We start from the raw sequence: 13918 nt of genomic DNA on the forward strand, positions 1-13918 counted from the left end.
GTCACTTGTCGGACGAAACGAGACCGCGGACGAACCAGCGTTGCAGGAAGGCCACGACGAGAAGCGGCGGTGTGATGATGATGAGCGAGCCGGCGAGCGTGACGTTCCAGTCCGGCGTGCCGTCTTCGGCGGGCAAAAGCGCACGCAGCGACATCATCACCGTCTTGTAGGAAGGGTCAGTGACCATCAGCAGCGGCCAGAGATACTGGTTCCAGGCATAAACGAACATGATGGTGGTGAGCGCCGCCATGTTGGTGCGAGACAGCGGCAGGAGCATCTCCACGAAGAAGCGTATCGCGCCCGAACCATCCATACGCGCGGCTTCCGCCAGCTCGTCCGGGATGGTCATGAAGAACTGTCGGTAGAGGAAGGTGCCGGTGGCGGTGGCGACCAGCGGCAGGGTGAGGCCCGCATAGGAGTTGAGAAGGTTCCACTCCACCGTCACCTCGATGCCGAACAGGCCGAGAATGGAACGGAACGGCTGGAAAAGATCGGCGGCCACCGAATAGGTGGGAACGACACGCACTTCGAGCGGCAGCATCAGGGTGATGAACACCGTCCAGAAGAACAGATGTTTGAGCGGCGAGCGGAAGAAGACGATGGCGAAGGCGGTAAATGCCGAAAGGGCCACCTTGCCGATCGTGACGAGCGTCGCCATGATCATGCTGTTCCACAGCGCATTGCCGAGATTGGCGCGTTTCCAGGCTGTCTCGGCATTGGCGAGAAACTCGCCCTGCGGCATGAAATGAAACGGTACGCTGTTGACCTGGGTTATCGTCTGGCTCGCTCCGGCGATGATGACGACGAAGGGGCCGATGAGCAGAAGAAAGCCGGCAACCATCAGGATATAGGTCAGGGCGTCGGCATAGGGGGTGCGCTGGATCATCGCCGCCTCACTTGTAATGGACCTGCCGCTCGACGAAGCGGAACTGGATGAAGGTGAAAACCATGATGAGGCCGATGAGGACGAGGCTCTGCGCCGAGGCGCCGGAATAATTCAGCCCCTCGAAGGCTTCGCTGACGATGCGGTAGACCATCACCTCCGTGGCGCGGTTGGGGCCGCCTTCGGTGGTGGTGGCGACGATGCCGAATGTATCGGCGCCGACGAAACCCTCGGTCATCATGATGACGGTCAGGAAGAACAGGGTAGGTGCGAGCAGCGGCACCTGGATGTCTATGGCGCGGCGAATGGGGCCGGAACCGTCCATGGCGGCGGCTTCCGTCAGCGAGCGCGGCACGGATTGCAGCCCTGCGAACAGGAAGATGAAGGTGTAACCCGCCCATTTCCAGATGAAGATGACGATGACAAGGATCAACGCGTGTTCGCCATATTTGGCCGGGTTCCAGATGTCCGGCCACCAGGCGTTGAGGGAGGCGGCGAGACCACGCTCCGGTGACAGGATGAAGCGGAAGGCCATGCCGGCGGCAGGACCCGCGATGGCATAGGGCAGGATATAAAGCACCCGGAAGAAACCGGAGCCGGGCAGGGCGCGATCGACGCACAGCGCCAGCACGAGGCCGATGAGGATGGTGAAGAAGGGGCCGGCAATGGCGAAAACCATGCTGACGAGCACGGATTGCCAATAGAGTGGATCGAGGAAGGTCTCCTCGAAATTGGCAAGGCCGACAAATTCCGCAGCGCCGCCGAAGGGCGGCTCCAGCGTGAAGGCCCAGTTGATGACCGCTGCCACGGGCCAATAGAAGAACAGGAAGATCAGCAGAAGCTGCGGCAGGGCGAACAGCACGGGCAACCACGTGCTTTTGAAGACGGCGCGCTTTTCCATAAAAAACCGGCAATACTGGAGAAATGGGCGGGCTTGCCCGTAAAGCGTGAAGCGATTCGGGCAAGCCATTGGAAAATTTTAGGAAACTTAGTTCAGCTTGGCGCCGGCATAGGTCTTTTCGAAGCGGCGCAGGCCAGCGTTGGAGCGCTCGACGGCCTTGTCGAGTTCAGCCTGGACGTCGGCATTCTGCATGAAGATGGCTTCGAGCGAGGTGGCGACTTCCTTGCGGATCTGCGTGAAACCGCCAAGGCGGATACCGCGGGTATATTCCGAAGGCGGCGTGAAGGTCAGGCTTTCGATTGCCTTTTCGCGGCCCTTATAGGGAGCCTTGTCATAGAAGCCATTGGCTTTCATGGCGTCGAAGCCGGTCTTGGTGACCGGGATGTAACCGGTGACGGTCGACCACCACTGAACCATCTCCGGCTGGGCGATGAAGTTCAGGAATGCGGCTGCACCCTTGTATTCGGCGTCCGGACGACCGGCCATGACCCACAGCGACGCGCCGCCGACCAGTGAATTGTGGCGCTCGGTGCCCTTCCAGACCGGCAGCATGGCAACGTCCCACTTCACGCCTTCCGGCATGGTCTTGGCAACGGTGCCGTGATTGGCGATCGAGGTCATGAACATCTGGCAGGTCTGCGAGGTGAAGGCGGGCAGGATGTCCATGCCGAGCTGCTTGGTCTTGACGACGAACAGCTTCTCGTCCTGCATCTTCTTGAAGAACTTGACGTGATCGACGAACTTCGTCTTGTTGATCGTCAGTTCGGCGTCGAGGCCCTGGTAACCGTTGCCCTTGGTGGCGATCGGCTGGTTGTGGATGGCGGAGAACTGCTCCATCAGCATCCAGGTGTCGAAGTTGAAGGCCAGCGGGCATTCAAAACCGGCAGCCTTGAGCTTCGTGGCGGCTTCCTGAACCTGTTCCCAGGTGTCCGGCTTGAAGGTGATGCCGGCTTTTTCGAAAGCGTCGATGTTGTAATAGAACATCGCGGTCGAGGAGTTATAGGGGAAAGAATTCAGCTCGCCCGCAGCGGTGGCATAATAGTTGGCGATGCCGGGGAAATAATTGTCCCAGTCGATCTTGTAGCCGTTGTCGGCCATCAGCTTCTTGGCGGGAACGAAAGCCTTGGACAGCATCATGTCCAGCGTGCCGGCGTCATAGATCTGGGTGATGGCGGGCTGCTTCTTGGCGCGGTAAGCGGCAATGGTGTTCTGCAGCGTGGCGTCGTAATCGTTCTGCGAGGTGCAGACGATTTCGAATTCAGCCTGCGAATCGTTGAACTTCTTGCAGGTTTCCTGAACGCGATCGCCAAGATCGCCGGAAAGGCCGTACCAGAATTCGAACTTGGTCTTTTCTGCATGGGCGGCCGTGGCGCCGAAGGCGGCAGCAATGGCGACGCCGGCCACGAAAGAGGTCAGAGCGGAAGATTTCATGAGTTGAGCCCCGTTGATGGATGATGGCATGATCGGCAAGGACGTCATGTTCCCAGCACGAAGCCACGGGCTCTGCTAACAGCCGTCTTTGACGGATCGCTTACACTTTGTTGAACGTTTTATGATGACTTGCCGCGCAGGGCGATCTGCGCGGCGGGGAAAGGCGATTAATTTCATGAAATCGGATTTTCCCTTATGTTTCGGGTGTTTCCGGGATCAAGTTAATTTCGCTACTTGCTGCTGAATAGTCCGTTGGTGTCAACCGCGGCGTGCGGCTTCGATGGCGGCGACGTCGATCTTCTTCATGTCCATCATCGCCTCGAAGGCACGTTTGGCTTCAGCGCCGCCAGCGGCCATGGCGTCCATCAGCACGCGCGGGGTGATCTGCCAGGAGACACCCCATCTGTCCTTGCACCAGCCACAGGCGCTCTCCTCGCCACCATTGCCGACGATGGCGTTCCAGTAGCGGTCGGTTTCTTCCTGATCTTCGGTCGATATCTGGAACGAGAAGGCCTCTGTCTGTTTGAAGGCAGAACCGCCATTCAGACCTATGCAGGATACGCCGGCGACGGTGAACTGCACCGTCAGCACATCGCCCTTCTTGCCGGAAGGATAATCGCTCGGCGCGTGGTGAACGGCGGTTACCGCGCTGTCGGGAAAGGTCTCGGCGTAAAATCTAGCGGCGGCCTCGGCGTCCTTGTCGTACCAGATACAGATCGTGTTCTTTTTCATCTGCGTGCTCCTCCAGGTTGGAACTGATCTTCATCTTGCCTGAACAGGCAAGGAAATTTGCCGGCCCGTGGCCGGCCCCCCATTCGGCATAAAATGCCTGCGGCGGATGAATGTTCCGAAAAAGCTGAAGGCCACGCCACGGCTCAGGTTCGACTGTTGTTACAGCCAGCGCCTCACCCGGCGCCGATAGGCGTCATATGCCGGTCCAAGCTCCTTCGTCAGCACACGTTCTTCAATAGTCACCTGCAGCGACACGGCGATGACAACAGCGATGGCGACAAGAAGCTGCAGAACCGATGGAAATACCAGCGCCAGCCCGGCAAACAGCACGATCTGACCGACAAAGACGGGATTTCTGGAGCGGCCGAAAGGACCGCTATCGACGATTGCGCCAAGATGGCCTTCGGCCGCGCCGATGCGCCATGACCTGCCCATATAGTTCTGCGCATAAAGCGCGATCAGGCCGCCAGCCAGCACCATCGCCATGCCGCCAATCCGGATTGGGGCACCAAGATCGCTGCGGTTCAGAAGCCAGACCGGATTTTGCGGCTCCAGCCACAGGGTAACGAGCGGAAGCAGGGCGCCGAGGAGAAAAGCGAGGCGAAAGAGCATGGCGGGAACGGCCTGCCGCTCGCGGCCTTTTGCGAAAAGCCAGATCGGTTCTCCCGTCTGCCGTGCCAGCCGCGCCGTCAAAAATAGAAATCCGGCAATATAGACCCACACGGCGAGTGCGGTTGCGACGTCGATCATGGTTTCTCCCGAAAACAGTGGCAGACCGCAACGTATCGGCGAAGGGCAGCCTTATCCGATTCGTGATGCCCCGAGTATAAACAGCGATAATGCATGATTGTTATGCCGGTCCCATGGCGCTGACGCAGGTGATGGGGCTGGGGAAAGAAACGATGGCCGGTTTAAATTCAGTCTGAATTTTGCAACCCGCGCGACGGACGTCAAGTTTATCCTTAAATATTATTTAATATTGTAACAGTAATATTACTGAATGATTTTGATAGGGAATCATCTGTCTGACATCGGAGGATTGCGCGTGAGTTTTCTTGATCGGGGTGCCAATGCTTTCGCGGTTCTTGCCGCGCTTTCCAAATCCCAGGCCATTATAGAATTCGACCTTTCCGGGAAAATTCTGACCGCCAACGAGAATTTCTGTCGTGCGCTCGGTTACGAGCTGGCGGAAATCATCGGCAGGCATCACAGCATGTTCGTCGAGCCCGCCGTTGTGTCTTCGCAGGACTACAAGACCTTCTGGGCAAAACTTTCAGCCGGTCAGTTCGACCAGCAGCAATATAAGCGCATCGGCAAGGGCGGCAGGGAGGTCTGGATCGAGGCCTCCTATAACCCGGTGTTTCGCCGCGGCAAGCCGGTGAAGGTGATCAAGATCGCCACCGACATCACGCAGCGCAAGCTGAAGGTGGCGGAAGATGCGGGCAAGATCGACGCCCTGTCGCGGGCGCAGGCCATCATCGAGTTTTCACCTGATGGCGATGTCCTGACGGCCAACGAGAATTTTCTGGCGGCACTGGGTTATTCACTGCCGGAGGTTCAGGGCCGGCATCATTCGATGTTCTGCGAACCGGCCTATACGCAGTCGGCGCATTATAAGCAGTTCTGGGAAAGGCTTGCCGGCGGTGATCTCGTGGCGGATGAATTCATGCGCCTCGGCAAGGGCGGCCGCAAGGTCTTCATTCAGGCCTCGTATAATCCGATCTTCGATCTGAACGGCAAGGTGTTCAAGGTCGTCAAATTTGCGACCGACGTGACCGGCCGCGTCGAGAATGTCGAAAAGCTGGCGCAATGTCTTACTGACCTGGCTGATGGCGATCTGTCGCAGAGCATTGACAAGCCATTCATCCCCTCGCTTGAGAGATTGCGGACGGATTTCAATGCAGCCTCGGAAAAGCTCAAGAGAGCGATGACGCTGGTATCTGAAAATGCCGGCGCGATTTCCTCGGGCTCCAACGAGATACGCTCCGCCGCCGATGATCTTGCCAAACGCACGGAACAGCAGGCCGCTTCGATTGAGGAGACTGCCGCCGCGCTGGAGGAGATCACCACTGCCGTCAACGATTCCAGCCGCCGCGCCGAAGAGGCTGGCACGATCGTCGCCCGGGCCCGCGACCATGCCGAACATTCGGGCCAGGTGGTGCGCGATGCGATCGGCGCCATGGATCAGATCGAAAAATCGTCACGCGAGATTTCCAACATTATCGGCGTGATCGACGAGATCGCCTTCCAGACCAATCTGCTTGCGCTGAATGCCGGCGTGGAGGCGGCGCGTGCCGGTGAAGCGGGCAAGGGTTTTGCAGTCGTCGCGCAGGAAGTGCGCGAACTGGCGCAGCGCTCGGCAACGGCTGCAAAGGAAATCAAGAGCCTCATCAATGCTTCGGGCTCGCAGGTGGAAAACGGCGTCGGTCTGGTTACCAAGGCGGGATCGGCGCTGCAGGAAATCGCGGCGCAGGTTCGTGATATCAACAGCAATGTCGTGGCGATTGTCGAAGCCGCCCGCGAACAGTCCACCGCACTTGCCGAAATCAATCAGGCGGTCAATACCGTCGATCAGGGCACACAGCAGAACGCTGCGATGGTGGAGGAGCAGACTGCCGCCAGCCACAGCCTTGCACGGGAAGCCGCCGCCCTGTTCGAACTTCTGGGGCAATTCAGGTTCGATGAAGCGCCGCGTTCGGCATCCTCCCTGCGCAGCAGCCCGGAGGTGAGGCCGGCGCCTTCTCAATCGCGCCGCCCGGTATCCCGGCCCGTTGCGGCGCGTGGTTCCGCCGCGGTTGCCCTCAATCACGATGAATGGCAGGAGTTCTAGACGGCTTCTCGCCAGATCGGGTAAATGACAGCGTCCAGCCAGCCCGGCAATCGGGCCGGCTGGATGTTTTGCGCCGAGCCTTTTGATAGTGCGGATGCGCATCGGCAGCGCGAAACCGAAACGACCATTGAACAGGACCGAAGGTCGGGGCATATTTTCGCGATTGCCCGATGATCGGTGCGTTGCGTCTGGAAGTGTGGGGTCGTTTGCTTGGCAGGGATATGGACAGGCCGTGTCGCTCTCGTCTTCTGCCTGCTGGTGACAGCCGGCGGCGCCGCCCGGGCTGAGAAGCCGGCGGAGGGGAAAAACGCCTGTGCCTATAGCCATGCCGTTGCGCCGGAACTGTGCATTCGGGTCGGCAGCTACAATAGCGATCTGTGTCATGCCATCGAGGTGCTGGCCGGACGTTACGCCGTCCCGCCGGATTATTTCGCCCGGCTGATCTGGCGCGAAAGCCTGTTCCGCGCCGATGCGGTCAGCCCGAAAGGGGCCGAGGGCATCGCCCAGTTCATGCCCGGAACGGCAAGGCTGCGTGGTCTCGAGGACAGTTTCAACATCATTGCCGCGCTTGAGGCGTCGTCGCGTTATCTCTCCGAGCTGAATGGTCAATTCGGCAATTTCGGGCTTGCCGCCGCGGCCTATAATGCCGGCGAGGCGGGGTTGCGAACCTTCATCGCCACCGGTCGCCTGCCAATGGAAACCCGCGATTACGTGTTTGCCATCACCGGATATCCTGTCGAGAACTGGAAAGATAACCCGCCGGAAAAAGCCGCCCCGGCGCTGGATGACGGTCGTTCCTTCCTCGACGCCTGCCTGCGTCTGGCCGACACCCGCACCATGAACGATCCCGTTCTCATTTCCTCGGCCGACTGGGCACCCTGGGGTGTGCAGCTTGCGGCGCATTACAATCCGGCGATGGCGAACCGGCTGTTCACCCGCGCGATCGGCGGATTGTCGGAACCGCTCAATGTGGAACGTGCCCTCATCGTCAGGCAAAGAGGCGGGAATTTCGGCTCGCGCCCGCGTTATGCCGCCCGCATCGGCCGTGAGACCCGCGCCGAAGCCAACAGGCTCTGCGGAGAGATCCGGCAGGCCGGCGTCCCCTGCACCGTGTTCCGCAACAGATAGAGAAGCGTAACGCCCGTCGATCATAACAAGTTGATCGGGATTTCGGTCCGCCCGCCTTTCAGCATGAAATCATTGACCCTAGATTTGCGCCGCAGCGGCAGTAGGCAACCTATGCGGCTGGCGATATTTTGCGCGGGGACGATTGAAAATGAGATGGATTGAAACCGGATGTCTGGCGGCTGCGCTGATCATCGTCACCGCCTGCACCTCAACCGGAGAAACCGATATTTCCCGCACAGTCGCAGCCTTCGTGGGGCAGCCGCGGGATGCGGCCATTGCCAGGCTTGGTCGACCCAACAAGGTGGTTATCGACAAGGGCGCAACCGAATCCTACTGGCTGAAGGTCGATGTGGAGACCTATGCCGGGCTTAGCAACCGGCGTGAATACAAGTCCGTGGATGGCCAGACCCAGATGACGCAGACGGAGGGCATGAAAATCAAGGAACACCGCCGCGACTGCATCATCAAGATCACGGCAGATGCCGGCTCCATCATCAAAACGAGCGAGATCATCGGCAATCCGGCGAGTTGCGAAGCCATTCTCAATCGTCCGGCTTCGTAAGCGACCTATGTGTCCGTGAGACGTGAGCCGTGCACCCGGCAGGTGCACGGCTCGAAAGCTTGTGGAAAGTTTCCTCAGAAGCGATAGTTCAGCCCGACCTTGATGGCATGTAGGTTCAGCGAGTTCGAGGCATTGCGACCGTTTACAATTCCGGATGTCCCGACATGGTCCACATATTCGTAGATCGGGGATTCATAGGGCTCGCAGACTTCCGGCATGGAATCGCAGAGCCAGGCCATGTTCGGATCATTCTTCAAGCCGGGATCCACCATCTCCGTGCCCGTCTGCTCACTGGTGCGATAATCCTTGCCGGTGCCGGCACGGGCGTTCTTGAACTTGAACGATTTTGCGCGGAAATGGCTGTAGCTGTAATCCGCACGGATCGACCAATTGTCGTTCAGCGCATATTCCGCACCTAGGCCGATTGTGAAGCCGGCACGTGTTCCGGAAGCCTTTTCCACGAAGAATGCCGTCGTTTCGGAGCCAAGGGGATTGGTCCCGCTTGCGCCGTCTGAAATATACTGGTCGCGCCACTGGGTTTCTTTCGCCAGCGCCAGGCCGGCGGTGGAGTAAACGAGCAACCTGTCATTCACGGCGTAACCGAGCTTCGCGCGCAGACCGGCCGTCCAGTCGATATCGTAGCTGGTCGTCGCGTCCACGTGGCCGCTCTTTGCCAGCACCGGATCGGTGGAACCGAACTTTTCGAGGCCACGAAGATAGGTCTTGGTGTAATCGGCCTCGACGCCGACGACAAAGCCGTTTTCCAGCTGCCGGTCATAACCGGCCTGTAGTCCAAACGCACCGCCACGCAGGTTGAAATCGGCGGATTCCCGTGCGGCCGCATCGTTGAATGTGCCATCCAGCGACGTCGTATTTCCTGCAAAATTCAGGAAATCGCCGCCGGCATGGGCACCCACATGGAAGCCGGTCCAGTCACGCACGAAGGATGCGTCCGTCGGGCGGCTGAAGGGGGAAAGGCCGGGCAGGGCCTCGCCGCCGCCGATCGTTGCCGTAAGGCTGGCATAGATGGTGCGGCCGGGACCGGGTTGCGTGACGAGGCCGAGCGGATCGACATAAAAACGGTCGAACAGGTTCTCCACCCGCAGGCTCGCGGTCATGTTGTCGTTGATCTTGTATTCGGTAAACAGATCGACCAGCGTATAGGGTTCCCAGTCGACAAGCGCGATGAATTCCGACGCACCCTGCGCGGTGACGTCGCCGTGGCCGATGGCGCGCGGGCCGACATAGGAGATGCGGCCCCCGACCGTCAGCCGGTCCTCGAGAAATTTCTGCGAAAGCGTCAGGTCGACCGTATATTCCGGCTGAACATGGTTCGTCGCATAGTCGCCATAGAGAGACTTGCTGTCGCAGGTCTGGGTCGTGCGGCAATATTCGACATTCAGGAAGTAGTTGGCGGAAAGATCTGCCGAAAATCCGCCATTGGTGTAACGGCCGGAAAGTTCGAGACCGGAAAACTTGGCGCGCGGAATATTGCCGATATTCAACGTCAACTGTGGTTCGGTCACGACGGTGCGCGAGATGTAATTCTTCACATCCCAGTTGAAATAACCGAACTTGATCATGGCGGTATCATCGTCGGAGAGGATGCCGTCGCGAATGATGTTGGTGCCGATTTCCCAGTTGCTGGAGCGTTCCGGCAGGACACCCGAATTCGCGATGACGCTGTTGAAGGCCGAGACGGATTCGATGATGGATGGCGAGCGCAGCGTATTCGAATAGTTGACGTAGAACTGGGTATTGTCGAACGGTTCCAGCGTCACTCCGGCAGATGGGCTGAACCCGCCGTCATCCACTTTCAGGCCAACCGGCTTGTCCCGCGCCTGATAACGCTCATAGGGATCGAACCTGTCTTCGACCCAATAATGGGAGTATCGCAACCCGCCATTAAGGGTGAGCCAGTCCACCGGTTTGTAAGCTGCCTTGGCGAAGGCTGCGCCTTCATGGCGAATGGCGTCGCGCGGTGTCAGCCAGCCCTCCAGAACGGCCGTGTGGTCGCTGCCCTTGGTGTCTTCGGCACGGTAGGAAAGTCCGTAATTCAGGTCGAAATCGCCGTAATCCAGGCTGAACTGCGAGCGGTTGGTAATCTCTGCTCCCCACATATTGGTATCGGTGCCGACCCGGAATCCCGATGGCAGGCCGATCTTCTCTGGCGTCAGGCCACGCCCGCCGCGCACGGGATTGCGGACTTCGAGATGGTTGAAATAGAAATTCGACTTGAAGTCGATGAGGTCATTGTCTTCGGGGTTCCAGTTGTATCTGGCGGTAAATGTGTCGAGGCTGGTGCTGACGGTCTGTTCCTGCTGCTGCGCCTGTCCGGTATTCGACGTCAGCCGTGATGCAAGCCGGTCGCCGGCCTCGCTTCTGTATCCCATGTAACCGATCTGAAATGTCTGGTCGTCTGACAGACGCGCCGTGACCTTCGCCAGAAGCGATTGGGTTTCCAGCTCGGTATTGAGGACTTCCTCGCCACCGCGATAGTTGACCAGACCTTCATTGATCATCGTGTTGGGCAAAGTGCCGCCCCAATATTTCGTGTCGCCGATGTTTTTCGGGGAAGCGACAGGACCGTGGCTGCCGGCGTGATAATTGCCCTGGCGGCGATGCGCATATCCGGCGACGACATCGATGTCCTCGCCCTTGTAAGCGCCGATGACGCTGCCGGAACCGGTCGTCGGCTTGAGGAAGGCGGGCCTGTCCATGCCGTCAGCGGACGGTGTCGCGGTGCCTGCGCCAGACTGATAGCTATAGCCGCTCAATGCGCCTTCGGTCGGGCTTGATGAATTGGTGCCGAAGCCGCCCTTGACCTTCAGCCCCCATTTTTCACCCGGCTTGACGATGTCGTCGGCGCCGACCGTTCGCATCGCCACTGATCCGGCATTGCCAAAGGAAGCAGCATCGGCTCCCTTGGTAATGTCGACACCGGCGATGAAATCAGGATCGACATAGGTGCGGTTCGAGACGCCCTGATAACCCTGATAGACAGTCACGGAATTTTCGGCGCCGTCGATCGTCGTGGCGACGCGGCCCATTCCCTGCATGCCGCGAATGTTGACGTCGATGGCGCCGGCGCCGTTTCGCGCTTCGCCGGACATGACGCCGGCCGTGCCACGAAACATGTCGGCCGGGCTTGAGCCGCGGAAGCGCTCGATATCTTCACCCGAAATGAAGGCGGTCGGGGCATCGTTGCCGTAAGGCGCATCCGGACTGCCATATCGTCCTGTCTTGCCGGTGACGGTGATTGTTTCGAGAACGAGCGAGCCATCCGCAGAGGTTGCCTCCGGTGCCTGTGAGGCATTTGAGACCGTCACGCGATCGGGCGCGGTGAAGCGGAAGCTGAGGCCGGTGCCGTCAAGCAGCCTGCCGAGTGCCTCCCGCGGCGGCAGGGAGCCGGCTGCTCCGGAGGTTTTGAGCCCTCTCGTCAAGGATGCGTCGTAGAAAATCTGGATGCCGCTTGCGGCGCCAAAACGCGTCAGCGCCACATCGAGGGACCCGGCGGGAATGGAAAATTGGCGCAGCTCCTGCGCAACGGCCTGGGTATGGGCAACTAAGGATACGGAGCAGGCCAGTGATGCGCAGAATGCTGCGAGCCTCAAACGCCGTTCGCGACCACCGGATTTATGTCCCGTCGCCAATAAAGTCATCCCCGTATTCCCTTCCATTTCACCGCCTTGCTGCGGCCTCTGATAGGGAAGACGACCGAGGCGCATGAACCCGAAAAGATTTGTGGAGTTTTTTTGTAATATTTTCGGATCGTCCAGAATCCAGCGCTGTCTCCGGTTCGAAAGTGCTTAGACGAGCAGCAGTATTCCGCCTGCGCCAACCGCATGAAGATGCAGGGTTTCTTCAAGGTGGGCGATAATGTCCTGCGGCCGGTTGAGCTGAAAGACGCCCGAGACGTGCAGGGAGCGCAGGCTTTGACGGGTGATGATGATCCTGCCGCGCCGGTGGCGGTTCAGGCTCGCGACGATGTCTTCCAGCGGACGGTTGTTGAAGACCAGCATGCCTTCACGCCATGCCGATGCCGTCTCGAGGTCGATTGCGGATTTTTCCCCAAGGCCAGCGTCCGAATAGACGATTGCCTCTCCGGGAAGCAGCTGCGCATCGCCGAGACAGTGGACGCTGAGTGGGCCGGACAGGCATTCCACGGTTACGCCGCTGGCATTATGGGTGACGCTGAACGCGCCGCCGGACGTCTGCACGCGGCCATTGCCGGCTTTGACCACAAAAGGAATGTTCGCCGCCCGCTGGACGGTGAAAACCGCTGCACCCGCTGTGAGATCGAACTGCCGTTCGCCGCTGTCCAGTGACAGGGCGGAGCCGCCATCGAGAAAGGCGGTCGATCCGTCCGGCAGGCTGACATTCTGCTGCTCGCCGACGCCAGTCGAAAAATCCGCAAGCATTGCGCCGATGGATGGCAGGTAACCGAGTTCCGGCAGGGCGATGGCAATGCCTGCAAGGCCGGCGGCAAGGCTGCCGCCCACCAGAAAAGATCGTCTGGATGTGGCTTTGACACGGCTCTTCGCCTGCGCCTCCAGGGCCGGGCCAAGATCGCGCCAGAGCGCCGAGGCCTCGACGAAGGCGCGCTCATGATCGGCGCTGAGGCTGCGCCAGTGGCGGAGCGCCTCTGTATCCTCAACCGTGGCCGCGCCGGAGCGCAGCCTGACGATAAAGGACGTGGCCTTCTTCTTGAGCGCATCGGATCCTTCGTTCAACACGCAACCCCTATCAAAAATACGCCCCGATACCGGAATTTCACATGAACCTCATTAGCTCTAACGATCACAAACGGTAAATCCGAAAATTATCTGCGCCGCTCATGTCCCATTTTCTCGATGCAGTAGCTGAGGGCGCGATTGATTTCCATTTCCACCGTGCGGGTGGAGACATGGAACTCTTCCGCGATCTCGGCATAGGGACGAAATTCCAGCCGCGCCGCGACCAGCATCTTTCTCTGTCGATCCGGCAGTTCACCGATGACCCGCATAAGCTGCCGGATCTGGTCGCGGTCGATCACCTGCTGGTCAGGACCCGGGCGCTCGTCTTGAATGGAAAGGGCATCCTCGATCTGTTCGGTCGTGGCCCGGTGCCTGCGTCCCCGCCCATGATCGATGGCCAGCGACCTGGCGATGCGCTTGAGATAAGGCACTGGTGCTGCGGATGCATTCGAGCTGTTTCTCGCCAGCTTGATCCATGCCTCATGGGCAAGATCCTCGGCATCCTCGCGCGAGCCCGTCATCCGCGTCAGATATCGCTTGATATCCGACTGGGTTTTCAGGAATGCCGAAAGGAATTTGTCGTCGCGCTGCGTCATGACCGACCTGGAGATTGGACTTCAGGCGATACCCCGTGGCAGATGCGAATTCAATACTTAACTTAAATAATCATGTTAAAGCCGGCAGGCCGTGATCGCGGCGGACGTGCATGTCCGAG

Annotated in this window: 11 protein-coding genes; 3 read left to right on the forward strand and 8 right to left on the reverse strand. The window is 59.3% G+C overall.

Annotation, left to right across the window (positions count from 1 at the left end):
• Window position 1: 1 nt before the first annotated feature.
• The 5 genes from AKG12_RS18960 to AKG12_RS18980 form a co-directional block, all read right to left on the reverse strand.
• A complete protein-coding gene (locus AKG12_RS18960; RefSeq protein WP_046800435.1) occupies window positions 2–886 on the reverse strand; it encodes an ABC transporter permease subunit in 885 nt (294 codons plus the stop codon).
• A gap of 7 nt (window positions 887–893) precedes the next feature.
• A complete protein-coding gene (locus tag AKG12_RS18965; RefSeq protein ID WP_046800436.1) occupies window positions 894–1784 on the reverse strand; it encodes a carbohydrate ABC transporter permease in 891 nt (296 codons plus the stop codon).
• Between the two features lie 87 nt (window positions 1785–1871).
• Window positions 1872–3215, reverse strand: coding sequence for an extracellular solute-binding protein (locus AKG12_RS18970; RefSeq protein ID WP_046800504.1), 1344 nt, complete (start codon window positions 3213–3215; stop codon window positions 1872–1874).
• A gap of 258 nt (window positions 3216–3473) precedes the next feature.
• Window positions 3474–3947 carry a VOC family protein gene (locus AKG12_RS18975; protein WP_052820045.1) on the reverse strand — a complete coding sequence of 158 codons (474 nt, stop codon included), beginning with the start codon at window positions 3945–3947 and terminating at the stop codon, window positions 3474–3476.
• A 159-nt stretch (window positions 3948–4106) separates the two neighbouring features.
• Window positions 4107–4697: a methyltransferase family protein gene (locus tag AKG12_RS18980; protein ID WP_052820046.1), complete on the reverse strand. Its 591-nt coding sequence runs from the start codon at window positions 4695–4697 to the stop codon at window positions 4107–4109.
• Between the two features lie 295 nt (window positions 4698–4992).
• Here AKG12_RS18980 and AKG12_RS18985 point away from each other — a divergent pair, with 295 nt between their 5' ends.
• From AKG12_RS18985 to AKG12_RS18995, 3 genes are all read left to right on the forward strand, one after another.
• Window positions 4993–6777 (forward strand): methyl-accepting chemotaxis protein, encoded by a 1785-nt coding sequence (locus AKG12_RS18985; protein WP_052820047.1) that lies wholly within the window; start codon window positions 4993–4995, stop codon window positions 6775–6777.
• 210 nt (window positions 6778–6987) lie between these two features.
• Window positions 6988–7905, forward strand: coding sequence for a lytic transglycosylase domain-containing protein (locus tag AKG12_RS18990; RefSeq protein ID WP_052820048.1), 918 nt, complete (start codon window positions 6988–6990; stop codon window positions 7903–7905).
• A 148-nt stretch (window positions 7906–8053) separates the two neighbouring features.
• Entirely contained in the window at window positions 8054–8467 is a 414-nt protein-coding gene (locus AKG12_RS18995) for a hypothetical protein (RefSeq protein WP_052820049.1), read from the forward strand.
• Between the two features lie 74 nt (window positions 8468–8541).
• On the opposite strand, the gene AKG12_RS19000 is transcribed toward AKG12_RS18995, so the two are convergent.
• The 3 genes from AKG12_RS19000 to AKG12_RS19010 all read right to left on the reverse strand — a co-directional run bounded on the left by AKG12_RS19000 (window position 8542) and on the right by AKG12_RS19010 (window position 13799).
• Entirely contained in the window at window positions 8542–12120 is a 3579-nt protein-coding gene (locus tag AKG12_RS19000) for a TonB-dependent receptor domain-containing protein (protein ID WP_285277764.1), read from the reverse strand.
• Between the two features lie 156 nt (window positions 12121–12276).
• Window positions 12277–13203, reverse strand: a complete 927-nt coding sequence (locus AKG12_RS19005; RefSeq protein WP_052820050.1) for a FecR family protein — start codon at window positions 13201–13203, stop codon at window positions 12277–12279.
• An 86-nt stretch (window positions 13204–13289) separates the two neighbouring features.
• Window positions 13290–13799 (reverse strand): RNA polymerase sigma factor, encoded by a 510-nt coding sequence (locus AKG12_RS19010; RefSeq protein ID WP_046800443.1) that lies wholly within the window; start codon window positions 13797–13799, stop codon window positions 13290–13292.
• Window positions 13800–13918 lie beyond the last annotated feature (119 nt).

Origin of the sequence: Agrobacterium sp. SUL3 (assembly GCF_001263295.1) — a bacterium.
In the GTDB taxonomy this organism is placed as follows: domain Bacteria; phylum Pseudomonadota; class Alphaproteobacteria; order Rhizobiales; family Rhizobiaceae; genus Agrobacterium; species Agrobacterium tomkonis.